This window comes from Flammeovirga sp. SJP92, assembly GCF_001583495.1.
GTDB lineage: Bacteria > Bacteroidota > Bacteroidia > Cytophagales > Flammeovirgaceae > Flammeovirga.
Genome location: NZ_LQAQ01000093.1, coordinates 17,723 through 44,187, shown reverse-complemented (window position 1 = coordinate 44,187; position 26,465 = coordinate 17,723). Strand labels below are relative to the sequence as shown.

Below are 26,465 nucleotides of genomic sequence, written 5' to 3'. Positions count from 1 at the left end.
ATTATTATTAACAATGATTAAGTGACGTCTTTCTGACGTTTCTTAATGCATGTGCAATTTTTGTAAATTATTTATGGATTAGTATGATGTAGGTCATCAAATTCAGAAAGATTTTATGTAACCGGTTGCGAAACCGTTAGAATGTTAATTATCAAACTAAAAATATAACTTTATTCACATTTTTAATTCAAAAAATTCTCTTTTTACTAAATATTATCTAACATTTTTTCAGGTGGGTAGGGTAAATAAATTAATATTTATATAAACTTTATGTTACTTTTTAAATATTGACATATACCAAGTTGTAAAACTGTCATTTTGTTGAGTGTAAGCCATTAAGCCTTGTCTGTATTTTGTTGATTTTTGAGTAAAAAAAAGAGAGAAGGTATTAACCTTTTATGAATTGGGCGTGAAGTGCTCTAATAAGTGTATTTTGACCCTTATTTAAATAAGACAGTTTTTTGAATTAGTTAAACATCAATCTAAGGCTTTTCTATCAATAGTGTAAGAAATAGATGATTTTTTAACTTTTCTACTGAGTGATTGAATAGTGTGGAGTGGAAGGTTTCTGAAATGTGTTTTTCTCGTTTTTTCTAAACAATTTTCTCAATTGAAAATAGGCTCCGATCATCAGTGCAAGCGTCCCCATTCCAAACCATGTGATGAAAGAAATGAACTGAATCCCCACCCATGTAATCATTTTGAAAAATGGAGTGAAAACGAAAATTAAACATAAAAGAAGGAATCCGAAAGTTACTTTGAGAATGTTCATAGCAAAAGAAATAATAGAGTTATGAATGAAATAATAATTGGTCGTTGTTTTAATACTTGATCAGCATGACAAGCTTAATATACTAAAGAACGTGTGAAATATTAAATAGTTGCTGTAATAAAAAAAATATAGAAATTATTATTCTTCTTTTATGATCTCTGATCTGTTTGTAATTTCGTCGCATTACTTTAAAAAACTTACAAATGTCACAAGATTATCACCTTCCATTTCTAAAATCAGTTGCACAGCGTATTTACAACGAACATCAGCAACAGTTGACCAAAATTATTGTGGTACTTCCGTCGAGAAGGGCGGGGATGTACTTCAAGCAATATTTTGGAGAGGTGATACCTACTACCACAATTGCTCCGGCGGTTTTGTCAATGGAAGGTTTTGCAGAAAGACTGTCGAATTTGGTGAAAGCAGACAGTGTGACATTATTATTTAAGCTATTTTCTCTTTACAGAAAAAAAGACAAAACCATTACCATAGAAAAGTTTGGCGCTTTAGGAAAATCATTATTGAGAGAATTTAATATGATTGACAACAACCTCTCTGAAGAACAGGCAGAAAAAATGTTTGAACACCTGAGAGAGGCAAAAGCCATTGAGCACTGGGCTGAATCTTTGGGTGAGGAAGAGGAATTGATTAAGCAGGTACGCGATGAGTTATTTGCCAAGAAAGAGACCATGGCAGATTTCTTAGAATTCTGGGAGAACCTGTCTTCTACTTATTTTGAATTTAAGGAGGAGCTGAAGAAAGAAGGTTTTGCGTATGGTGGTTTGGCTTTTAGAGAAGCTTACAATAACCTTGAGACTAGGATTGAATATTTGGGGATTAAAAAAGTAATTTTTGCAGGTTTTTCACAAATGTCAGGCGTAGAACAGGCTATTGTACAAAAACTCACCGACATTGGAAAAGCTCAGACTTTCTTTGATGCCGACAAACAATATTTCAGCAAATACCATGAAGCAGGGCATTATCTAAGAAGATATACGGAAGGTTTTGCCAAACAGCATATTGATTTTCAAAAAGACTGGTGGAGTACACACCCGAAACAAGTGGAAATCAAAGCCATCAGTAATGTGGTAGGGCAGGCCAAATATGCAGGAGAATGGCTGAAAAGTTTATTAGATACACCAGAGAAAAGAGCTGATTTTAAAAAAACACTGAATCACACGGCAATTCTTCTTCCTGATGAAGCGTTGCTTCCTGCACTTTTAAGATCGCTTCCTGATATAGATTTTGGAGAAGAGAAGACTTTGGCACAAATGACCAATATTACAATGGGTATGCCATTCTTCAAAACGCCTTTATTTGATTTGTTGAGAACCATTTTTCAACTACAGGAAAGAATGAGACTTTCTGCTGATAGTAAAAAAAGTGCGTATTTCAAAGATGTACAAAATATATTACGACACCCTTATTTTCAGTACACTAGCTCATTGAAAGAGTTTGAAGAAATTTCTACTTCTATTTTAGATGAAATTGTAAAGCAGAAAATGGTTTGGGTGCCTTTAGAAATGCTCAACGATTGGGGAGATAAACATCCTATCTATAAAGCAGTGTTCCAGGATTGGAGAAATGACTATCGCAATGCATTAGGTTCTTTTATTGAATTGGTAAAAGTATTGGCAGATATTCTAAAAGCCAATCCTGATACATTAGGAATTTCTTCTTCTGAAACATTGGAAGACTCTTTTGAAGGTGAATTGCTAGTACAATTTTATAAAGTCATCCGTCGTCTACAAGATACTTTGCCTCAATTTGCCCAAGACAACGGCCAATTATCTATTTCGGTATTCAAGTCATTGCTCTTGGAATTATTACGTTCTTCCAATGTGCCATTTACAGGTGTGCCAATTGCACCCTTACAGATTATGGGTATGCTGGAAAGTAGAGCATTGGATTTTAAAAATATATTGATTCTTTCTTGCAATGAAGGAAACTTACCAATCAAAAAAGCGGTAGAAGCTATTATCCCATTTGATACTAGAGTACAGTATGGAATGCCAACATATATGGACAATGAGGCAGCCTTTGCTTATACTTTTTACAGATTATTCCACAGGGCTGATAACCTTGTTTTTGCTTATTTGGACAGTAATGTCGGAGGTGATATTGGAGAAATGAGCCGATTGGTTTTGCAGGTGAAAGAAGAGCTAGCTGAAGTGCCTTCTAATCAAATTACGCTGAAGTCTGATGTATGGCTGTTATCAAAAGCCGATAAAGCCATGGCTTTGCCTGTTGCGATTGAAAAAGAAGAGGTGCTTCAAATACGAATCAAGGAAAGGCTAGCCAGTGGTGTGAGTCCGTCTGCATTGAATTCATTTATCAGAAATCCATTGACCTTTATAGATGAAAAAGTACTAAAGCTCAAAGAAGAGGAAGAGGTAGAAGAAGACTTGGACAATAGAACCTTTGGTAACTTGATTCACTTGGCTTGTGAATGGGGTTTGAGAAGGATGGCAGGACTAAAAGATGCTGCTGTTGATACACCTTTTGTATTGAGAAAAGAACACTTCGAAAATGCGATTGCTGACAAAACTTTCATTTTGAAATTAATTCAAGATACCGCTAAAGAAGAAGGGGCTGATCTAAGCAGAGGACAAAACCTACTTCTAAAAGCAGTAGCTCAAAATCTTCTGGAAAGATTTTTCAAAAAACAGATTGAAGAAATTGAACAGTCCAATGATAAAGCGATTACTATTGTAGGGTTGGAGAAATTTGTGGATCATACTTTTGAAGTAGAGGTGGAAGGAGAAAAAATAGTAGTCAAACTCTCCGGTATGGCAGATAGAATTGATGTGATAGACGGACAGCTTAGAGTGGTGGATTATAAATCGGGTGGTTTTAATCCTGTAGATTTGGGTGTGAAAAACTGGACTGAATTATTGGAAGACGAGCACAAAGGAAAATTCTTACAATTGGTAGTCTACAGTTATCTTTTAACCAAAGCAGGCCTAGACAAAATGAATGGAAGGTTTCAGTCTAAATTGAGAAAGGCAAGTAATGTGATGCAAAATGAAGGGCTCACAGATATAGATTTAAGCAAAGGAGTAGCTTCAGGATTCTATTTCTTTAGAAAAATAAATGAGGGCTTAAAAACCTGCAAAGTGGATCAGCCAATAGGTGATATTCAAGATTTGGACTTTTTAGATAAAACAGAAAAACTGATAGAAGAAATAGTGAAAATGATGCTTGACACTGAAAAACTATTAGAAGATGTAATTTGAATTATAAAAAAACTTAAATAATTAAAATAAAGGAGTGGATCTGAGAAGTAATTTGTTTCTTGATTATAACTTGGGATGTTCTAAGTACGAACTCAAAATTAGTTTAAAGTTATTTGGGCTGAGTGCTTATTGAGGACGATCTATTTATATGCTAATAATACCTGATACTATACATACGTTACAAAGATACTTAACGCTCTTTGTTGCATTGATTACTTCTTCCTTTTTAGCAACAGAGGCTAGGTCACAAACTTCCTTGCCGTCCTTGGATGAAGTAGATATGCTAATGACTAATCTTACGGTTCAGTTAGAGATTACGTCGGGCATAGATGCTATGTATAATTTTGATTTCAAGGTAGCCGAAGGGCAATTCAATTGGCTTAAAAGTCACTACCCAGAACACCCACTTCCTTATTTTCTTCTAGGTTTATCACAGTGGTGGAAAATTGTTCCCAATATTGAGAACACCTCTTTTGACAAAGATTTCTTTGTGTACATGGATTCTGCTATCTATTTCGCTGACCGGATTTATAAGAAAGACAAAGACAATCAAGAAGCACTTTTTATACTTGCAGGGACATGGGCTTTTGAAGGTCGTTTGAATGGAGAGCGACACAATTGGGCGAAAGCTACTTTTGCTGTTCGAAAAGCATTGAACTACTTTGATCGCCTTAAAGGGATGCCAAAAACGGAATTGACACCAGAATTACTTTACGGTGATGGTCTGTACAATTATTATGTTGAGTGGATCAAGGAGAATTATAAAATGCTCCGTACGGTATTGTGGATGTTTGATGGAGGCGATAAAGAACTAGGCATTGAACAACTAGAAACGTGTGGAAAAGAAGCTTTCTATACCCGAATTGAAGCCATGTACTATTTAATGAAAGTGCACTCTTCTAATGGAGGAAAGATGATTCGAGCTTTACAGGTTTCTGAATATTTATATAAAAAATACCCTAACAATCCTTATTTCCAAAGGTATTACGCCCGTTTACTATATTATAGTGGTCGTTACCCTCAGTTGCATACCGTGAGTAAATTATTATTGGAGAGAGTAGATAAGGGTATGTTTGGTTATGAGGAGATGAGTGGCCGATACGCAGCTTTTTATCTCGGAGCTTATTACAGAGATTATCTCAACGATCCTGAAAAGGCCAATTATTACTATCTGAGAGCTGTGAAGTTTGTAGAAGATATTGGTGATTACGGTTCAGGTTATTATCATTATTCTTTGGCTGCATTGGCTCGCTATGCCAAGCGAAAGGAAGATTGGGAAAAAGCAGACCTTTATTATTCTAAAATCTTGACCTATGCAGCAGGTAGGAAGAAGCTCCAAGAAGAAGCTAAGAAGTTTAGAAAAGATAATAAGAAGAGAAGAAAAGCCGCAAGAAAAAAAAAATAGCCTTGTCATAATCCATTATGAGAAGGCTATTTTTTTTATAGTTCGTGAAGTTCAAACTTCTAACAATATCCTACTGATCAATCCACATTTTAAACGAATTTGCTTTCAACCTGCTGATCATAATTTCTGGTTGTTCACTTGTAGTCAAGAAAACGGCTAGTTTACCACCGAAGTGATTTTCAAAACTTTTGATGCTTTGAATATTGACAATACAGCTTCTGTTAACACGGAAAAAATCTTTAGGATCTAGTTGTGATTCTAAGCTTTCTAAGGTGTGATTCAGAATATGTTCTTTACCGCTGAAAAGTACAGCAGTGGTAATATTGGCTTCACTTTTTAAGTAGGCGATTTCACTGACATCCAATTTGAAAAAAGCTTGAACTCCATGAATCAAAAAACGCTTTCTGTATTCTTTTTTCTCCCCTTGAATAGCGGAAAGAATCAATTGGTAATCGATCTGTTCCGACTTGTTGGGTGTCTTGCTTGCCTCCAATTTTTCAATGGATTTGCTCAGTTTATTTTCGTCTACAGGTTTTAAAAGATAATCCACGCTGTTTACTTCAAAAGCTTGTATTGCATACTGATTAAAAGCCGTGGTGAAAATGATGGGTTGAGGGATATGAACTTGATCAAAGATTGAGAACGAAATACCATCCTTTAATTGGATATCCATAAAAATGACATCACAGTTTTCCGCTTTGGGTGATGAAAACCACTCCACCGCTGTACTCACTTTGTCTATTTTATCCATTAAATTCCATTCCGGTCGAAGTGTTTGAACCATCAGTTCCAACATTTCGGCATTGTACATCTCATCTTCAATAATTAAGTAGTTCATCTATTTATGGTTTTATAATAAGGGTAATTTCACTTTAAAATGTGTGGTTGTTTTCTCAATAATCAAAGGTTGGTCAATCAATATGGCAAATCTCTTTTTAAGGTTTTCCAACCCTTTTTTGGTAGAGTAAGCTGAAGCTTTTTCATTCAATGAATTTTGAATCACAATATATTCCTCTTCTTCAAAAATTTCAATATTCAAAGGCGAATGTTCATCAGCAATATTATGTTTGATGGCATTCTCAATCAGTAATTGAAAAGTCATGGGAGGAATTTCCTTGCTCATGCATTTTTCAGAGATATTGATGTCTAGAAAAATACTATTCTTGGCTCTTTCTTGATGTAGAGAAGTATATTGTTTTACAAATTCAATTTCTTCTTTCACCAAGATCGTCACCCAATCAGAATGTTGTAAAGCGTAACGGCTGATACTTGAGAAATTCTGAATAAAGTCTTTGGCTTCCTGTTCTTTCTTTAAAACAATAAGCGATTTCAAAATACTTAAGTTATTGAAGAAAAAGTGAGGATTCAATTGATCTTGGAGGGCTTTATAACTCATTTCTAATTTCTCCACTTTCAAGTTTTCTACTTCCAATACCATTTCCAGCCCTTTTTTGATGATTCTGAAAAGCAGGAATAAAAAACTGATAGAGATAAAGACAATAATTGAGATCAAAAGAAAAAGTACGGTGGCGATGATGGTATCCCTTTCATAATTGGGAAATTGAATAAGATACATCAAACCGGCCATAATAATCACAGCAACGATGGATGAATAACCCAATTGACTTAATATTCTCTTTTTGAAATTTTTGGGAGAAATAGGGATTTTTTGTTCTAGCTTTTTATCAATCCAAATAATAGATTCTACTAATATGACATAGAATAGAGTTCCAGCCGTAAAAGGAACCGTAATACTCATTCCTTCAGGTGGTCCGCCCATCAATTGCAGTAATAAATAATTGGATAGAAACCCCAGAAGAATAGTAAGCAGTATTCTTTTGATGATGTATTTTGGGGCATATATGGTGTCTTCGTTGTGAATCATACTTTTTTAGAAATGCACTCTACCAAATGTAAAAAACTTTCGGTAGAGTGCGAACATGTAACGAACATTACATGCTTTTCATTGTTGGAAATAACGATTACTATCTAATCGGCGGGTTATGAATCTGTCCTGTTGCTCTTAGCCACTTTGTTTTTAATACCTCATGATTTTTTAAGGCCAAGATTAATTCAAACTGCATTCTCAATAGTTCTGACTGTGACTGTAATACCTCTGTTGTTGTATTTAAACCTGATGAAAAACTGATTTTTGTTTCTTCCAAGCTTTCTTGTGCTTGTGTAATATTATCTTGAGCTATCGCAATGGATCTTCTATTTTCCTCTAATTGATAACCGATCTGTTTGATTTCAATAGAGATCATTTCTGATGCATTATCACGCTCATGAATGGCTTTTTGAGTTTGAAGTCTGGCTACTGTCTTTTTCTCTTGGCTTTCATTGAAATGGAAAATTGGAATTCTCACCGTACCACCTACAACTGCAATTGGGTCAATATTGTCCAGTCCATTATTACCATAGATATACATACCACCGGCCATCACACCTACTTGAGGAAGGTAATCGGCCTGTGTTACTTTTTGCTCCAGCTCATTTATTCTGATATGGTTATCTAATAGTTTAATTTCAGAACGTTGTGCCAATCCAATATTGACGCCTTCTTGAATATTGATGGTAGAAGATTGAAAGGCCAATTCATCTATAAACTCGTATTTCGTCTCATCTTCAATTCCAATAATCTGACTCAGGAAAAGAATAGCTAATGTGACTTGGTTTTCGGCTTTGACTTGTTCTAATACCGCTTGGTTTTTCTGTACACTCACCTTCAGTTTTTCACTCAATGGAAGTAGACCTTCATTGTACATCAATTCCATTTGAGATTCCAAACTATCTAACATCTCAACATACGTTTTGGTCAGTTTTACCCCTTCTTTAGCGGCAATTACATTCCAATACGCTTCGTCTGTTTTTTCAATTAATTCTGCATAAGTCAAGTTGTAATTTTCCTGACTCATCGCTTTACCTAATTTCGCTTGCTCGTTGACAGCTTTTATTTTTCCACCAGTATAAATAGGTTGAACAGCAAAAACACCTGCAGTTAAAATACCAGGACTTTCCACACCAATAGGAGGGATAGCAGGTCCTTCAGGAATAGCCATTCCTGGGAAAAGATCAAGGTTTAAAGTCGGCATCATAATACCTGTAGCTGACCCTTCAATACTCGGCAGGTAAGCTTTCTTGGCTAATTTATAATTAGACTCCGCTTCTTGGATTTGTAGAGCGGCTGTTTTCAAATCACGGTTGTGTGATAAAGCCATTTCTCTACAACTTTCTAAGGAAAGGACTTCTTGTGCTTGAAGGTTAGGAGTGATCATTAACCACCCCATTACCATCAAAACCAATTTATTCATTTTCATAATTTTCTTATTTAACTTCAATACGATACATAGAGGCATATAACACCGGAATCACCATCAATGTGATCAATGTACCTCCTAAAAGACCTGCCATAATGGTCAGTGCTAATGCACCGAACATAGGATCTGAAAGTAATGGTATCATCCCTAGAATAGTGGTCATAGAAGCCATCATTACAGGACGCATTCTTGACATAGCGGCATCAATAGTCGCCTCCAATCTGCTTTTTCCTTCATCGAGTCCAAGGTTGATTTCATCTAGTAATACAATGGCATTTTTGATAATCATACCAATCAAACCTAATGCTCCAATAATGGCCATGAAGTTGAAGAACATACCTGTAATATTGAAACCGATACTCACCCCCACAAAGGCGAAAGGAATCATCATAAATACAATCAGTGATTGCTTCAGGTTATTGAACAAAGCAATGGTGATAATCACAATCAAACCAATGGCTAATGGGAAGTATTTGAACAAGGCTTTGTTGGCATCGTCTTGAACACCTACCATACCTCCGTATGTGATCGAATACCCGTTAGGTAAATGAATTGCTTCGATGTCTTCTTTGATATCATTGAGAAGTTCTACACCTGTAAAACCTGCTTTCACATCACTTTCTACACTGATACATCTTGTTCCGTCAATCCTTTTGACTGCAAAATCTTCTAAGTCTACCTTTATAGAATCAGTGATATGTGCCAATGGAACACTGAATTGAGAACGCTCACCCCATACAGGTACATTGCCAATGTTTTCAATATTCTGATCCAATGCGGTTTTACTTTTCAGTACAATTGGAATTTGGTTTTTACCATCATAAAGGGCTCCGATTGGCATTCCGCTGGATTGAATTTGTAAAGAGCGTCCCATGTCCAATCTTGTAATTCCTAAGCGTTGTGCATGTTCTAATGAGTATTGAGGTGTGATTCTTTTGGATTTATTGCCCCAATCATCCGTGACATTTTTGGACATTGGACTATTCAATAAAATCAATTTGGCTTGGTTGCTTAACTCTCTTAAAACGGCAGGGTCTGGACCTCTAAACTCCACGGCTAATTCAGAACTTTCAAAAGCGGCTCCGTACTCCAATAATCTATAATTGGCATGTGGATAATTTTCATCCAAGAACTGTTGCACTTTTGGAATTACTTCAGCGACACTCTCAACAGTGGTCGTTTCAATAATAAATTCACCGTAGTTCATGCCTCCATTTGACATTGGTCGCATCAAAGTGAATCGGGCAGGAGGTCTTCCTAATGAAAGTGTGATGTTTTTGATGTTATCAAACTGCTCGATTTCTCCCTCAATTTCTCTCATCTCTTTTTCTACGGCCTCAAGATTACTTCCTTCAGGTAGTTTGTACTCGATGACGAATTGATCATAAGGAATCTTAGGCATGAAATCGACTCTCATAAATTGCATTGCGTACAGCGATCCTACCAAAAGAACCGTGCTACCAATCAAAAATGAGTTTTTATATTTTAATGAAAACATCAACGAAGATTTGAACAATCTATAGATGGAGTTATCATAAGGAGTCGGTTGGTCTTCCTGTCTTTTATTTCCTTCTTTTCTGTAGAAATATTTAGCCATAAAAGGCGTTTGAATCATGGCAAAAATCCAGCTGAGTAATAATGAAATCACTAATACGGTAAACAGTGAGCTTAAGAATTCCCCTGCGGAGTGAGGCGCCATAGCTAATGGGAAGAAAGCAAGAATAGCAATCATAGTCGCACCCAATAAAGGCATGGCTGTTTTCTTGGCCGTATTGACAAATGCTAATTTCGGATCCACACCTTTTTTGAGGTCTACCAAAATACCATCTGCTACCACAATAGAGTTGTCTACCAACATACCCATCGCTAAGATGATAGCGGCCAAAGTAACTCGGTGCAATGGTAAGTCGATCATCAGCATAACGATCAATGTACCCAAGATGGTAAATAATAAGCCACTTGAAATTAATAAACCAGAACGGTAACCCATGGCTAAAAGTAGAATCACAATCACGATGATAATGGAAACGACAAGGTTAAATACGAAGTCGTTTACAGCTAATTCTACTCTACTCGGTTGAGAATAAATTTCTTTGATTTGAATACCGGCAGGAAGTTCCTCTTGAATTTCGGCCATACGCACATTCAATCGGTCTCCTAATTCAACAACATTGATTCCTGATTCATTTGAAAAACCAAGCGCCAAAGCCTGTTGACCATTGAAATATAAACCTTCACGTTTTGGAGCAAGGAAGCTTCTTTTGATCGTGGCAATATCTCCTAAACGTACTGTACCTCCTTGTGGAATCTGAATAATAAGGTTTTCAACATCACTGATATCATCAAACTTATTTTCTACATTAATACGCATTGATAGTGCCTCTATATCAAGATTTCCAGCATTAGCAATCTCACTTTGGTTTCTCATTTCCAAAGCGATATAGATCGGATTGATCTTCATGCCCGCTAGTTTTTCCTGGTCAAACAGTACCTCAATTGCTTCTGTTTGTGTACCAAAGATTTGAGCTCTTCTGATCCCATCTACTTTTAAAATCTCTCTTTCAACAAGTTCAGTATATTTTTGAAGTTCTGGCAGTGTATATCCATCAGAAGTAATGGCATACAACATGCCGTAAGTATCCGCAAAATCATCGTTGACAATAGGAGTGTAAGCACCGCTTGGTAAATACATTTCTACGTCCTTGACCTTCCTTCTCAAGTGGTCCCAAAGCTGTGGTAAATCATCTGTGTCTACGGTTTGTTGGATATCAATTTGAATCACCGATAAACCTGCAGACGAAGTAGAAGTTACTTTATCGATGTTTTCCAACTTCATGATACCACGCTCTAAAACGTCGGTCACTTCCAATTCTACTTCATGTTGTGTCGCACCAGGATATGGAGTGATCACAATGGCGGATTTCAAAGGAATTTCAGCGTCTTCTAGTTTACCTATATTGAGGTAAGAAAATACGCCACCTATCAGCACTGCAATCAACAATGAAGTGATGAGTGCTTTTTGATCTAGTAATTTTTCTAACATTATAAAAGCCCTCCTATGTTTGATTTCGATGGTTGTTGAATGGGTGCTACAGCTTGATTCTCGATGAGATCATACACACCTGCTACGACAATTTGTTCGTTGGTAGTTAAACCCGACAGTACTTCCACACGTCCGTCATTTAAGGGTTTACCAAGGACTACAGTTCTTTTCTTCAGTGTATTTCCTTTTTGAAGTACCCAAACGGAAGTTTCTTTGTGACCATCAAAAACAGATGATAATGGAATAGAAAGCTGAGTGTTTTTTCCTTCAAAAGAAACGTGTGTTGTACCCAACATTCCCGATTTGATACGTTGGTCAGCATCTTTCAAAAGGAAAGTCAATTCATACAAATCATCTCTTCCTGCTTTTTCGCTAATGGTTTTGAATTCTAATGGAAGGTGCTCCAATTGTAGACTTTGAATGTCCAATTGAGCCTTCTTGATATATTGCACTAAATGAAGTTGTGAAGAGGGAACTTTGGTAGTGACTTCCAATGTGGAAACATCAATCATAGCAACTACAGGAACTCCTGGTCCAACAGTGGTATGATCATTAATAAACTTTGAAGAAATATAACCTGAAATTGGGGCTCTTAAATCTGTATCGTAAAGCTGATTTTGAGCATTTTCGAAAGCAATTTTGGCTAACGTTACACCCGATTTCATTTTGTCGTAAGTATTTTCAGGAAGTTTATTGCTATCGTATAATTTCTGATAACGTGCCAACTCCTTTTTAGCCTGTTCGTATTGTGTTTTCGTTTGTTCTAATTGTAAAAGATAATCACGTTGATCCACCTGAGCGATAATTTGTCCTTTCTTGACATAATCACCTTGCTTCACTCTAATTTTTTGAACAGGACCTCCAATTCTAAAAGACAGCACCACTTCAGTTTTCTCCTTTACTTGACTATTAAAAGTGATATCAGACTTCATGTTCTGATCCGCTACAGTCTCTATTTTCACGTATTTTATTTTTTCTTTAGATGTCTCTTCAGCAGTAGAAGTACATCCTATTATTAAGCTTCCCATAAGAAGTATTCCGAGTAGTTTTTTCATGTTTAATAATTTTTGATGAGTCAATGTGACAAACCAAAAGTAGGCGGGTGAGAGGCTGTATTTATAGAGAAGTGAGTGAAGTGAAGATATTGGGAGGTGAAATGATGAAATGGGAAAGTGAAAAAATGGGTGTTTTTGGGAAATAAAAAATCCTGTCAGTTGAATGGTATCACTAACAGGATTTTGAATATCTAATAATTAGTATTTATCCGGCACAAATGTCTGATCATCAAGCGGTGGTCTTACATACCCTTCCTTATTGATAGGAGGTAAGTCAATCTTCTTGTATTTGATTTCCTCATAAGGAATTTTTGATAGTAAATGACTCATGCAGTTTAGTCTCGCTTTCTTTTTATCATCCGCTTTGACTACATACCAAGGAGATTGTTTGGTATCTGTATAAGCAAACATATTATCCTTTGCTTTAGAATATTCTACCCATTTGTCTCTTGATTCCAAATCCATCTCAGAGAATTTCCATCTTTTGATAGAAGAATTGATACGCTCAGAAAAACGTTTTTCCTGCTCATCGTCTGAAACGGAGAACCAATATTTGATGAGAATGATACCCGAACGAATCAGCATTCTTTCAAACTCCGGACATGTCCTTAAAAACTCCTGATATTGATCTTCAGTACAGAAACCCATTACATGCTCAACACCTGCTCTGTTGTACCAGCTTCTGTCAAATAAGACAATCTCACCACCTGCAGGAAGATGCGGTACATAACGCTGGAAATACCATTGTGATTTTTCTCTTTCCGTAGGTACACCCAATGCTACAATTTTAGCCACACGTGGATTGAGTTTTTCAGTTATTCTTTTGATCACACCGCCTTTTCCGGCAGCATCTCTACCTTCAAAAATCACTACTACTTTCAAGCCCTCTTTCTTTACCCACTCCTGCATTTTTACAAATTCTGTCTGCAGTTTTTCTAATTCCTCCTCGTAATAGTCTTTCTGTAGTTTTCCTTTTTTGGTATACTTGTCTTCGCTCATAAATGGTAATTTTTAGTTGTAGGTAAAGGCATGTAGGCTATCTGTAGAAAGATGTACCACATGCACTGCTATTATTTTCTTCCGAAGTCGGCAGGGATTTCACCCCAAGCTTTGGTTTCCCACTTTCGGATTGGATTCATATAGGAATTACTTTCAAGCCACTTCAAAGCCCTGTCTACTAAAACAAACAGTTCTTCATTTTTGTGATTTCGGTCTAAAGTGGTCTTGATTTTCTTATCACGGACCCACTTCATGGCCGTACGGCTATCGGTGTACACAATCGTCTGATCATAATTGTGCTGTTTTAAGTAAGCCAAAGCGTGTACTATTCCCAGAAACTCACCAATATTGTTGGTGCCGTCCTCGTAAGGGCCCATTTTAAATAACTCCTGACCTGTTTCAATCCACACGCCACGGTATTCCATAGGACCTCTAGCACCACTGCACGCCGCGTCTGTGGCAATACTGTTGATTGTAATGGGCAATCCCACGGAAGGATCATAAACTTGCTTAGGTTTTTCTCCTGCTTTTTTCTTTACAATGTATTCAGACGGTTTACCTTTAAAGGCTATTTCAGCTTCCCTTCTAGAGTCAAATGATTTGTATTTGGCTCCTTTTACTCCTTGCACATGTTTTTGACAATCTGCCCATGATGTATAAATACCAGGAGTTCCTCCCGACCATACCACATAAAACTTTGGTTTCTTACTTCCGCCCATTCTTACTTTTATCAGTTGTTACATTGTAAACTAAATTTTCATCAACTTTCAATAGGCATTTCTATAAGTTTAATAAGGCTTCCTTTCAAGCTACCTTCTTCTTCATTTTTGTCTTGAAACAAAAACGAAGCAAAAAATTCAAGGCTTAGAAGTCAAAAGCTAAATTTCATTCCTCTCACCTAAATGATTTTAAACTCGCTTTGCTCAAACAAGAAAATCATTTTTAACGGCTCAATTCATGAAATTCTTAACGCTTTTCCCTTCAAGGCCGGGGGAAGCACTATCAAACTAAAAAAGTCTACTGGTACGAATATTAAGCGTAAGCGTCATTCGTGTCCTACAGGTCATCAGAAATCTCCTGACTCCTAAATACCATTAATATTCGAAAACTTAGTTTACAATATAGTTATAATACGAAGTACTAAATTAACCACAGAATATCCCTAGTCAAAATGAATTTGATATTGAATCCATTTTTCTTTATGCTCTTCAAAAAAATGACTGAATGTCATCCCTAGTTTTTGGATCACTTTTACTGAAGCGGTATTATCTTGATGGGCTCTTGCTACTATTTTCTTGATGCCATGTTCTTGTGCATACTCAAAACAACCTAATGCAGATTCAGTAGCGTATCCTTTATTCCAGTGTTTTTTTATAAAGCGAAAGCCAATATCAACTTCATTTTTTTCTTCAGAAAATTTCAATCCGCAGAAACCAATGTACTCTTCGCTATCTTTTAAAAAAACAGACCACCGCCCATATTCATATTTCTGATAGTGATCATAATTTTCTATAAAAGCTTTTGCTTCTTCTACACTTTTAAAAGGAGCATCGCCTGTAAATTGCATTACTTCTTTATCTAAATTCATGGTGTAAAATGGGAGAGCGTCTTCAGTGGAAAATCTTTTTAAGAAGAGTCTTTTGGTGGAAATGATGGTATTTTGAAGTTTTTGTTTGTGCATAGAAGTTTAAATTTGGTCAGATAACAAATATTTAATGGTCTGAAATAGCTTAATTTATAGCCGTTAAGCTACTTTTTTCGGATAATATTGAAATTTCTTCTTCTTTTTTTGAAAAGAATTTGAGCAATAGGGATATATCAGTTAAATTTGCACGCTCATATTTCTAGGAATATGTCTTAATTTGATAATTGATATTTTATAAAATATAGTCATGGGATATACAAAACTTATCAGAAAAAGTAAAAGAAATAAAACGATCGCTAAAACTCGCGTTACTACAATCCAACGTTTGAGCGCTAAGCCAGTGATCAAGAAAGTAGACGTAGAAGCTATCAAAGCTGAATTCGCTGCTAAGTAATTTCTTATTACTTCGACTAAAAAAGGTCTGATGTTTCGAACATCAGACCTTTTTTTATTGTATGATTTTGGTTTGTTGGTTGTGTTTGGTTAGTTATAGATTTTAATCAGACAAGCCTTTTTTGCCTATTCGGTCAGACACATAGGTCTGCCCCTACTAGATGAAACCTTCGCTTTTGGCTTTTGTAACCGCTTCTATTTTGTTTGAAACTTGAAGCTTCAAGTATATATTTTTGATATGGAATTTTACCGTATCTTTTGATACAGAGATATGATCTGCAATATCCATATAGCTTTTTCCTTCCGCCAATAAATTCAGCACATCGGTTTCTCTGCCTGTTAAAGGCGACTCACTTTCTCTTCGGAAAGATTTTACAACCAATTTTGCAATATGAGTAGACATTGGTGCCCCACCTGCAGAAACTTCATCTAATGCTTTTAAAAGTTGTGTGTGATTGCTGTTTTTTGTGATATAACCTGTCGCTCCTGCACACAATGCATCAAATACATATTGACTGTTTTCGTGTACAGAAATAATCAAAATATCAGTTTTTGGCAATGTTTGACGTATCTGTCTTGTCCCTTCAATTCCATTCATTCCTGGTAAATCAATATCCATTAAAACGATATCAGGTTTATCAGATTTTAAATTTGACAGTGCGTCTTCACAGTTATCATAGGTGCTGATAACAGAGTAATCATTTGTTTTTGTTTCGATTAGAAGTTTGAAAGCTTCTTGGACATCTTTATTATCTTCGACAATGATGATTTTTTTTCTCATGACATTATTTTACGAAAAAAAAAGAGGTGAAACAATGTAAAATCACCTCTTTTTTAGTTTTCAACAATAAGAATGAGTTCCCCAACTCTATAGTATTAGGGGTTAATTAGGAATTGTACTGCTTAACGATTCATTTATTCAAATTTAAGCTTATAACTGACTGCTTGTACTACCCGTTAGGGTAGTTTTGGGTAGTGCTAGTAGTCATACTAGCAAAATTTAACGTCAATTATTAAAGGTTGTGAAGAGATTTACATTGATAATTACTCTTCAAAATTAATTTTAAACTGAACAATGATAGCAGTGCCTTTTCCTGCATTAGATTCAATATTCAAGGTTGCAGCACCCAGTTTATTAATTCTTGCTTTCATATTTTTCAGACCATTTCCGTTTTTTACAATCTGTTCATCAGAAATGCCTACACCATTGTCTTTAATACTAAAAGTTACCATGCTGTTTTTAATGCTCAATGATAAATAAACATGTGTTGCATGGGCATATTTTGCGATATTGGTCATCGCTTCTTTAAAAATAAAAACCAGTTGTAAACTCCAGCTTTGTGGAAGGGACAGGTGATCATAACCAGCCAATTCTTTGTGGGTGTGATAGCGAATCTCTAAGTCATCAAAGAATTCTTCTCCAAAATCTTTGATGTAGTCATAGATCACACCTAGCTCATCATTTTGAGCATCAATCGACCAAATAAAGTCTCTGGTTCCAGTATATAATTGTTTCGATTGTGTTTCTATTCTTGAAAGAATCTTCTCAGTATCCTCATCTTTTCCTTTGATTTTCATTGCAGCAAGGTCAGCCAGCACCGTAATACTAGCAAGTTTATTTCCCATTTCATCATGAAAATCCTGTGCAATTTCTTTTCTTACACGCGTCAGTTTATCTTGAGCAGCAGTTTTTTGCTTTAAGATTTTTTTTAGTTCTGTCGATTTCCCTTTTTCTTTTTTAATAAGAATGTTAGAGTAATAGACTACAGATGTTAAAATTAAGATGATGATACCCACTTTGAACAAAGGATACTCCCAAAAGTAACCTTCTACATTGAGGGTAGCTTCTTGAGGAACAGACCATTCAGAACCTGTAGTTTTTCCTCTGAGGTACAGTTTGTATGTTCCAGGAAATTGATTACTGATAGTAAGTGTATTTTGATAGGGGAAATCAATCCAATCACTGGTCTGTGACAGTTTATATTGTAATCGTAAGGATTCCATTTCAGATAATGCACTGACATCTATGGGAAGTTGTATTGCTCCTTGTTTACTGTGGGCTTCATATATTTCTTGTTTCCATAGAGTAATAGGAGGAGAGATATTTTTTACTAAAGAATGATTGGGCATATTGATCATTCCTCTGTGTGTACCAATCCACATCTGATGGTTGCTGGATTCAAAAATACTGGTCACTTGATCCGAAAGTAAACCCGAAGATTCATCAAATTCACGAATCAAAATACCATCTTGGAACACAGCCAGACCATTCATAGAACCCACCCACAATTGTCCAAGGTGATCAAACTTAAGTGTAAAACAGTTTACATTGTCTAAGGATTTGATTTTTTTCAGAGTAGCATTTTCAATATCTGTATAATCAAGAATATATAAGCCATCTGTTGTTGCTGTCCATAAATAGCCATTAGGGTCGTCTATATTAATATCATTGATCCATTCCCATTGTTTAAAAATACCGCTCCACGTTTTGATGAGGGTGAGTTTGTAGTTTTTAGAATATTCATACAAAGACACGGCTCCTTTAGTGGCCACCCACACCCGGTTATCCTTGACGATGGCTTTGCTGATATTGGGTATTTTGATCTTACCTTTAGGAAATCTCCAAAACACCTTTTTCATTGCATAATTGTTATCCTTTTTGCGCTGGAAAACTTTGAGGGAATCCTCTTGCATATACCATAGGCCAGCATCATTTCTACCCGCAAATCTAGACCAGCGGATAGGAATAGAATCATTGGTATTGGTAAAACTTTTGGTATAAGTGGAGAATACCTGAAAGCTGTCATTTTCAGAAATATAAATACTTTTTAAAGGAAATTCTTTAAATACTGAAAGCGAATCCTTTTCCATATTGATAAGGTAGGATTTGCTGGTTGATGAGAAAATGATATGGTTAGAGTCATATTGATTAATTGACAAAATATGAGGACTTTCAATGTCTTTTATATTGATATAATTGAAATCAAAATTCTCTATCATATACAAACCATCACCTTGTGTAGAAAGCCAAATTCTATCTTTAGAGTCCACGTAAATGGCAGCTGAAGTAGACTTGGTTTGGAGTTTTCTGTCAAGGTAAAAATAGGAGTTGTCTTTTGGATTAATGGCTATACTTTTCTGGATAGTTGTATTAGGGTGAACGGATGCGATGATAGTTCCATTTTTCAATTGATACATCTGATTGACATAGTAATTATTAGGAATAATATATTCATGGCTAATCTCTCCTTCAGGAGTCAATTTGTAGATTTTCCCTCTAGTTCCTACTAATGCCCCCCCATCTCTTGTTTTATTAAATCCAGATACTATTTTATCGCCTAATGCTTCTTGGAAAAAATGCCCTTTTAACTCCGTACCTTCCACAACTCTTACCCCTTTTGAAACAAGGCCATAAGTAAGCATTTTGTTTTGATAGCGTGCAAACCCGAGTGGAACGCTTTTCTTATAGAAGTTAAGATTAATAGGACTTTTGATACCTTCTTTTTTGGTGGTTAGTTGTAATGTAGAGTCAACGGATGTATATAGGAATAAGCTTGCAGAGGTCCTTTTTTCCTCATTAAAATAATAGGCACCACTCCATTGCCAGCCATATATTTCATTCTTTATTCTTAATCCTCTATGTAGTCTTTGTGCTTTGCCTTTACGCAAATAAGGATATGTTTTGATAGAATCAGCCGTTTCATCATAGACGTGAATTCCGCCTCTCCAGGTAAATAAATACAGTGAATCGGAATAATTTTCAGTAAATCCTATCACATAAGGGGATTTCAATCCATCTTTAATGCCATAGCTTTTAAACGATTTTCCATCAAAAACAGATACACCGTCATCTGTTCCAATCCATAACTTTCCTTTGTATTCTTTCATCATGAAAGCATAGTTATGTGCTAGCCCATCTTTCTTAGTCCAATGGTGCATAAACATCTTTTGACCATAAAGCGGAGTGATTGAAATAACAAAGAGTAGAATGAAAACTCGTGTAAAGTGGATCATTAATATGTTAAAAAAAATATTTTTCAATGAAGCGATAGGTCTGCAACCCGTTGTAATATAAAAAGATTTACCTGAATGATATAATAATGCTTAAGATCATTAGTTTGTGTTAAGGACTTAAATATATTTGTTAGGAAATGAAAATGAAACACATTAAGTATTAGATCAAAAATACCCATTATAGCTTGAACTAATACTTCATAAACAACCTTTAATAAAGCTACAAAAAAGTTTAGTTATGTTAGAAATACAAAAACAATTAAAATCTTCTTTTTTCGTACTTCTGAGTCTCCCATCAACAGCTATGGGATTTGCTTTATCAATCCAGATCGCTGCACTTAGTTGGATTCTTAACACCAAATATGGCTTTGATATTCATGAAGTAGGTATAGTTTGGGCGGCAGGTCCAATTGCAGGTATTATTGGGCAACCTTTAGCAGGTTTAGCTTCAGATAAAGTTTGGTTTTTAGGAGGAAGGAGAAGGCCTTTTATTTTAATTGGTGGTATTTTGACAGCACTGATGTTATTAGCATTACCTAATATTCACGTAATTTCTGATATGTTGGGATTTGAACCTACCAAAGCCGTTTCGGAACTTAAAGATGGGCAACATCCAGCGTCTATATATGTGGCTATTGCTGTAGCTTTGGTCTTGGATTTATCAATCAACATCAGTTTTAATCCTACTCGTTCAATTATTGCAGATGTTACGAATGAAGAAACAGTAACGAAAGGATATACATGGATGCAGACTATTTCAGGAACATTTGGTGTCTTGGCTTATTTCTTAGGATCTACCTTAGGTAATATTTCTTTGATTTATTTTGGTGTATTATTAGTGTTTATTTTCTCAGTATTACCAGTATTCTTTATTGAAGAGCCTAAAACACTAAATAATGTAGAGGATGAAGAAAAAGGTAGAGGAAGATCTGAGACAGATACAGTTGGTTTTATCAAAGTTTTACTTGCACATGCTCCAACTTGGTTAGGAATTCAGACAATGTTTGTATTTATGTTTGCTTATGTACAACAGGAATATCCTAATTTGGGGGATCAAGAAGTAGGAAGTGTGATCAACTGGTCATTCCTTATTTTTAATGCTGTCGCAGCAGTTTTGCCAGCACTGATATTAGAGCCTATAACAAAGAAAATTGGTAGAGTGAAGACACATGCAATGTGTATTGCTATCATGGCTGTAGGTTATGCAGGTATGATTGTATTGGGTAATAATTCAGTATTTATGATTTATACAATGATGGTAATTCTTGGTATTGGTTGGGCAGCTACTGTATCACTTCCATTTGCAATCATGTCAGAAAAAGTAGCGAAGGCTAAAATGGGTTTCTATATGGGTATTTTCAACTTATCAGTAGTATTACCTCAGTTAGCCGTTTCTGCATTTATTGGTAAAATTCTTTCTGATGCTGAAGACAAAACATTAATGTTCTATATTGCATCAATTGCTTTGGCAATATCAGCAGCAGTTTGGATGACCGTCAAGGACTCAAAAAATACAGGAGAATCTTCTTCTGTGCCATCTGGAGGGCATCACTAAAAAATAATTTTCTAATAAAAAAAGAGCTAAGAATTACGATTCTTAGCTCTTTTTTTATTACTCATTAATAGTGATTATCTTTTGATACATCTTTGATAAAAGGACCCTTTATCAGAGTTGAGCAACATTATGTAAGTGCCTCTTGGCTGATCTGTTAAATCAATGGTGACGGTTGTGTTTTTGTCATAAAGGTTTTTTGTCAATATCCTTTTTCCGTGAACTGATAAAACTTCCAATACTCCTTTCTGAAGCATATGTTCTGAAGGGTTTAAAGTGAAGATACCATCTGAAGGATTAGGGTAAATGACAAAAGTTTCAGGTACTGAAGGTGGAAGTACATCTACAATACCATCTTTGATATATATAACATTGGATGAATAAGAGTATCCATTATGGTTTACTAAATAGACCCTGTAACTGATTTTTTTTGAACTTTCAGAGGGGTCATAAAAAGCATTAAAGCTATTGGTAGAAAGACTCAATGCAGGGCTGATAATTTCAAACCCTTCATTTTCTACTTGTTTTTCCACAATAAATGCAGTGGCGTTCTCAACATTTACAGCTTCCCAAGTGATGGTGTGAAAATCACTTCCTATTTCTCCATTCAGTGTGATATTACCTGTAGGTTCATCTGAATTCAGCGTCCATCTATGAGGTGCATTTTCCATGACCATATCTACCCTTGCTTTCTGATCGAAAGTAAATAAAGTCATACATTCGTCATCGGTGTAGTCCATGAAATTTTGATACTGAGCAGATTGGAATTTTTCAGTATCACAGAGGTATTTAGTAACGTTAGCATTTTCGCCATCACATACTGTAGAGGTTTGTGAACTAGCATGTGAATTAGTAATATGAGGTGTATCGGCACAGAAATCATGATTTTCATACTCACCAGTTGCTTCATCTTTAGTACAAGTAGAAGAACCTCCAGTTCCCCATATGTGCAATAAGCCAAAGTAGTGTCCTAGTTCATGAGTCAATGTTCTGCCTAGATCATAAGGTGAAGAAAGATTGCTATATGTTTTGAATTCATTTGAACCAAAGAAATTAGTACCGATTACAGCACCATCAATAGTACTGGAAGCCACTTCACCACTGCTTACTAACCCTTGGCTGAACTCTAAATAATTAGGAAAGAAGGCGTAACCTAAGTTATTTCCACTTAATGGAATTACCCAAATATTAAGGTATTTTTCTGGATCCCAAATATTTTGACTGATCAGGTTATTGGCTTGTGAAGGAGAATAACTTCTTAGACCAATAATTCGGTTGACGCCTGGTTCATTGAGTTCATTGCCCAAAGTGTCATATATTGCCATCTTTAATTCAATATTAAGATTCGATACACTGGACTTAAATTCATCCATTGTTTGACCTTTATTAGAATTTTGGAGGGTCAAGTCTTTATTGGTCGCGTTGATCTGCGACATTATTTGATCATAAGAAAGATTATTGCCCTGACCAATACTTTCTTGGCTTTGATGCACAATATGTACTACTACAGGAAGATTTAGAAGTTTACTTCTGAAACTTTGTTTAAGTTTTGCTTGTGATAGATAAGGGGTTGTTCTAAATTGTACAGCAGGCTCATGCTTATGAGTACCACTCATACACTGTCTGACAGGTCTTTGAGTTTGACCATTAACAGTTAATACAGTCAGAAAAAAAGCACAAAAAGCTAGTTGTATTTTATTTATTGATAACATGTTTAAACACGAAGTTGAATAAAAAATGCTAAAATATTGTCTTGCAATATGATAAGTTTTTACGAAAGGTACATATTTTCTCCCATCATTTGCATGACTTTTTTATATTTGCAAAACTTCAAATAGCCATATATGAAATATAAAAGAGTTCTTCTGAAATTGAGTGGCGAAGCCTTAATGGGTGAGCAACAGTATGGAATTGATCCAACACGTTTGGTTCAATACGCACAAGAGATTAAAAAAGTAGTAGACCAAGAGGTCGAAGTAGCCATTGTTATCGGTGCAGGAAATATCTTCCGTGGTATGCAAGCCGACAAGATGGGAATTGACAGAGTTCAAGGTGACCACATGGGAATGTTAGCGACGGTCATCAACGGTATGGCTTTACAAAGTGCATTAGAAGGAGTAGGTGTTTACACTCGTCTGATGTCAGGAATTCAAATGGATCAGGTGTGTGAGCCTTTTATCCGTAGAAGAGCAGTACGTCACTTAGAAAAGAACAGAGTTGTGATTTTCGGTGCTGGTACTGGTAATCCTTACTTTACAACTGACTCAGCGGCTTCACTTAGAGCAATTGAAATTGATGCTGACGTAGTATTAAAAGGTACTCGTGTAGATGGTATCTATACTGCAGACCCAGAAAAAGATCCTACAGCTACTAAGATTCCACAATTATCTTTTGATGAAGCATTAAGCAAGAATCTTAAGATTATGGATTTAACTGCCTTTACTTTATGTAAAGAAAACAACCTTCCGATTGTAGTTTTTGACATGAACAAGCCGAATAACTTGTTTGAATTGATGTCAGGTGAGCCAATTGGTACAGTTGTTTCAGAATAAGAAATAAATTAGAGCGTGTTTGTTACTTCATCGAAAGTTAGCAAACATGCTCTTGCTAAATAATCCCTTAAAAAAAATAGTAAAATGGAAGAGGAAATAGGAATGTACCTTGATGAGGCAAAGGATATGATGGACAAAGCCATCAGCCATACTGAACATGAATTACAAAAAATTCGTGCTGGTAAAGCCTCAGCATCTATGTTGGACGGTCTTATGGTAAGCTACTATGGCGCTCCAACTCCTATTAACCAAGTGGCATCAGCAACTACGCCAGATGCACACTCTGTAGTAATCAAGCCTTGGGAAAAAAATATGTTGGCTGAAATCGAAAAAGCCATCCGTGACTCAGACCTTGGTGTTAACCCTATTAACGATGGTGAGCAAGTGCGTATCAACATGCCTCCATTAACAGAAGAGCGTCGTCGTGAGCTTGTAAAGAAAGTGAAAGGCGAAATCGAAAAAGGTAAAATCAGCCTTCGTAATGCTCGTAAAGAGACAAACGACGGTTTGAAGAAGTTATTAAAAGATGGTGCTTCTGAAGATGCAATCAAAGATGCTGAAGCTTCAGTGCAAGATCTTACTAACAAGTATACAGCTAAGATTGATGCAATCTTTGTAGCTAAGGAAAAAGATATCATGACTGTATAAGTTGTCTTTTCTTGTTGTATACAAGAAAGAAGTCTCACTACCTTAATACATCTAATGTATGAAGTAGTGAGACTTTTTTTATTCATCATCAGCCCACGACTTAAGCCGTGGGCTGATGGATCTCTGTTTCAAGTGTTAAGCGTGAGCGTCACTTGGAACTTATTATTGGCGAAGTCTCCTGACTTCGAAATGAACGATATATTCGAAGTCGGGAGACTTCGCCAAAGTATCATCACAAGTGACGCCTGCCGGCTTAACACTTGCGATATTATAAAAGGCAATTGATGAATTATTAATCCTCAATATAAATCACCTCACCAGATTCCAACTGATACGCCGTACCAATCTTCTTTCCTTTATTACCAGACTCCTTTTTGTCTTGATTTTCAGAAGGCTTATACTTTGTGATTTCTTTTCCTTTTTTGGTGATGATTTCCATCTGCTCTTTCCCTGGATTCTTTACGATCGTAAAATCTTCATCAGAGAAAAATTCTTGCATATTGAATCTCGTTACAAAGGCGATCATCAAAGCGACGGCAAAAACCATTGCCACATCAAAAAGGTTGGCTACAGATGCTACCGGATCTATATCATCCTCATTATTTAAGAACGGATTCTGTCTTCTTCTCATTTTCTTCTTGCATTAAATCAACAATAAAAACTAAAGTAGCATAGTCTTCAGCAAACCATTTCTGCTGTACGTTTTGCAATACAAATCCGATTCCGCCGATGATCAAACCGACAACTGTAGTGGCAAATGCCATCTGCATATTATTTGCCATAGAAGCAATATCACCTGATGAAAGTCCTACCAAGGCAGGACCCATTGGAATTAAAGTACCCATCAAACCCACTACAGGTCCCATCTTCGCTAGGTTTTTCAACATACTCAAAGACTTTCTTCCTTTGGCTTCAAACTCCGCAACTACCCTTTCCCTTCTAACCATTGAATCTTCAAAAGTGAAAAGTTCGTTGATGCTTGAAGCAAGAATAGAATCAGAAGCAAAGTTAGGCTGAATTAACTCCTTCTTTAATTCTTCGATATAGGGCTTAATCGTCTTTTTCTGTTTTACTCTTTGGATAAAAGCATGGTAGTTTTCTCCCAGTTTTACCAAAGAAAGCACGAACATTACAATCAGTGCTACGACGGTTGGAAACATCAACCCTGATGAAATCCAAAACAATATTTTATTTACGTAATCCATGTTTTTTTCGAATTGATAATAAATAACCGATCAATGCAAATACTCCGAAAATCATCAGTACAAAAAGCGATGATTGTACATCAAAATCGGAGTTTCCTCCATGTAGTTTTTGAGGATTGAATAAGGTGGAAATCAGCAATAGCTGTAATATGCTGAATACTGTAACCACTACTGATTTGATTCGGATCAGTGATTGATTATTTCTGAATGAAAAATAAAAACCTAATCCAATAATTAAGATCGAGATCGCATAAGCGATGCTTACAGCCTTAAAACTCCATCCATTAATTGAATCAAAAATCAGTATTTCAATAATCAAAATGGAGAAAAGGGAAGTGGGTCTCGGCAAAAATGAAAGTACTTGATAGAGCCCTTTGATCAATTTGGTATTGGAATAGCGGGACATTAAAACACCCAAACTCATTTCAATAATCAAACTACCAAAGAACAACATCACCCATCGTTCCGTCATTAACTCTTCAAACCAATAACTTTTATTCTGACTGATCAGCGTATTGAAAGAAAGTAATGCTGCACTGCTGAGCAAAAAGTATCTAAGGACCGACGGCAGCGGTCGAGACTGCCATCGGTCTGCAATCATTAGAACAAAACTCATGGAAAGTATTAAA

Annotated in this window: 19 protein-coding genes; 5 read left to right on the top strand and 14 right to left on the bottom strand. The window is 35.9% G+C overall.

Annotated elements, in window-relative coordinates:
- Positions 1–975 precede the first annotated feature (975 nt).
- Positions 976–4,008 carry a PD-(D/E)XK nuclease family protein gene (locus AVL50_RS20990; protein WP_062618447.1) on the top strand — a complete coding sequence of 1,011 codons (3,033 nt, stop codon included), beginning with the start codon at positions 976–978 and terminating at the stop codon, positions 4,006–4,008.
- A 148-nt stretch (positions 4,009–4,156) separates the two neighbouring features.
- A complete protein-coding gene (locus tag AVL50_RS20985) occupies positions 4,157–5,413 on the top strand; it encodes a hypothetical protein (RefSeq protein WP_063850826.1) in 1,257 nt (418 codons plus the stop codon).
- Positions 5,414–5,483: 70 nt separating this feature from the next.
- Here the strand turns inward: AVL50_RS20985 and AVL50_RS20980 are convergent, their stop codons facing one another.
- From AVL50_RS20980 to AVL50_RS20935, 10 genes are all read right to left on the bottom strand, one after another.
- Entirely contained in the window at positions 5,484–6,251 is a 768-nt protein-coding gene (locus AVL50_RS20980; RefSeq protein WP_062618445.1) for a LytTR family DNA-binding domain-containing protein, read from the bottom strand.
- Between the two features lie 12 nt (positions 6,252–6,263).
- Entirely contained in the window at positions 6,264–7,298 is a 1,035-nt protein-coding gene (locus tag AVL50_RS20975) for a sensor histidine kinase (RefSeq protein ID WP_082795944.1), read from the bottom strand.
- Between the two features lie 100 nt (positions 7,299–7,398).
- Positions 7,399–8,724, bottom strand: coding sequence for a TolC family protein (locus tag AVL50_RS20970; RefSeq protein ID WP_172826895.1), 1,326 nt, complete (start codon positions 8,722–8,724; stop codon positions 7,399–7,401).
- Positions 8,725–8,737: 13 nt separating this feature from the next.
- Positions 8,738–11,773 (bottom strand): efflux RND transporter permease subunit, encoded by a 3,036-nt coding sequence (locus tag AVL50_RS20965; protein WP_062618442.1) that lies wholly within the window; start codon positions 11,771–11,773, stop codon positions 8,738–8,740.
- A complete protein-coding gene (locus tag AVL50_RS20960; RefSeq protein ID WP_062618441.1) occupies positions 11,773–12,828 on the bottom strand; it encodes an efflux RND transporter periplasmic adaptor subunit in 1,056 nt (351 codons plus the stop codon). The genes AVL50_RS20965 and AVL50_RS20960 overlap by 1 nt, the downstream gene beginning before the upstream one ends.
- A 198-nt stretch (positions 12,829–13,026) precedes the next feature.
- The gene (ppk2, locus tag AVL50_RS20955) at positions 13,027–13,827 is read right to left on the bottom strand and encodes a polyphosphate kinase 2 (RefSeq protein WP_062618440.1); all 801 of its coding nucleotides are present in this window, start codon (positions 13,825–13,827) and stop codon (positions 13,027–13,029) included.
- Positions 13,828–13,898: 71 nt separating this feature from the next.
- Positions 13,899–14,546, bottom strand: a complete 648-nt coding sequence (locus tag AVL50_RS20950; RefSeq protein WP_062618439.1) for a viroplasmin family protein — start codon at positions 14,544–14,546, stop codon at positions 13,899–13,901.
- Positions 14,547–14,989: 443 nt separating this feature from the next.
- The gene (locus tag AVL50_RS20945; RefSeq protein WP_062618438.1) at positions 14,990–15,508 is read right to left on the bottom strand and encodes a GNAT family N-acetyltransferase; all 519 of its coding nucleotides are present in this window, start codon (positions 15,506–15,508) and stop codon (positions 14,990–14,992) included.
- A gap of 514 nt (positions 15,509–16,022) precedes the next feature.
- Positions 16,023–16,646: a response regulator transcription factor gene (locus AVL50_RS20940; protein WP_062618437.1), complete on the bottom strand. Its 624-nt coding sequence runs from the start codon at positions 16,644–16,646 to the stop codon at positions 16,023–16,025.
- A 263-nt stretch (positions 16,647–16,909) separates the two neighbouring features.
- Positions 16,910–19,804: a two-component regulator propeller domain-containing protein gene (locus AVL50_RS20935; protein ID WP_172826894.1), complete on the bottom strand. Its 2,895-nt coding sequence runs from the start codon at positions 19,802–19,804 to the stop codon at positions 16,910–16,912.
- 313 nt (positions 19,805–20,117) lie between these two features.
- Here AVL50_RS20935 and AVL50_RS20930 point away from each other — a divergent pair, with 313 nt between their 5' ends.
- Positions 20,118–21,434: an MFS transporter gene (locus tag AVL50_RS20930; protein ID WP_062618435.1), complete on the top strand. Its 1,317-nt coding sequence runs from the start codon at positions 20,118–20,120 to the stop codon at positions 21,432–21,434.
- Positions 21,435–21,508: 74 nt separating this feature from the next.
- On the opposite strand, the gene AVL50_RS20925 is transcribed toward AVL50_RS20930, so the two are convergent.
- Complete coding sequence (locus AVL50_RS20925; RefSeq protein WP_062618434.1) at positions 21,509–23,143, bottom strand: zinc-dependent metalloprotease; 1,635 nt, start codon at positions 23,141–23,143, stop codon at positions 21,509–21,511.
- A 132-nt stretch (positions 23,144–23,275) separates the two neighbouring features.
- Here AVL50_RS20925 and pyrH point away from each other — a divergent pair, with 132 nt between their 5' ends.
- Positions 23,276–23,983 carry a UMP kinase gene (gene pyrH, locus AVL50_RS20920; RefSeq protein ID WP_062618433.1) on the top strand — a complete coding sequence of 236 codons (708 nt, stop codon included), beginning with the start codon at positions 23,276–23,278 and terminating at the stop codon, positions 23,981–23,983.
- Between the two features lie 84 nt (positions 23,984–24,067).
- On the top strand, positions 24,068–24,631 hold the full coding sequence (gene frr, locus AVL50_RS20915) for a ribosome recycling factor (RefSeq protein WP_062618432.1): 564 nt from the start codon (positions 24,068–24,070) through the stop codon (positions 24,629–24,631).
- A gap of 292 nt (positions 24,632–24,923) precedes the next feature.
- Here frr and AVL50_RS20910 read toward each other — a convergent pair whose 3' ends face one another.
- The 3 genes from AVL50_RS20910 to AVL50_RS20900 are packed head-to-tail and all read right to left on the bottom strand — an operon-like array spanning position 24,924 to position 26,452.
- The gene (locus tag AVL50_RS20910) at positions 24,924–25,262 is read right to left on the bottom strand and encodes a DUF2149 domain-containing protein (RefSeq protein ID WP_062618431.1); all 339 of its coding nucleotides are present in this window, start codon (positions 25,260–25,262) and stop codon (positions 24,924–24,926) included.
- The gene (locus AVL50_RS20905) at positions 25,231–25,836 is read right to left on the bottom strand and encodes a MotA/TolQ/ExbB proton channel family protein (protein WP_062618430.1); all 606 of its coding nucleotides are present in this window, start codon (positions 25,834–25,836) and stop codon (positions 25,231–25,233) included. The genes AVL50_RS20910 and AVL50_RS20905 overlap by 32 nt, the downstream gene beginning before the upstream one ends.
- Positions 25,820–26,452, bottom strand: a complete 633-nt coding sequence (locus tag AVL50_RS20900; RefSeq protein WP_157491472.1) for a hypothetical protein — start codon at positions 26,450–26,452, stop codon at positions 25,820–25,822. The genes AVL50_RS20905 and AVL50_RS20900 overlap by 17 nt, the downstream gene beginning before the upstream one ends.
- Between the last annotated feature and the right edge of the window lie 13 nt (positions 26,453–26,465).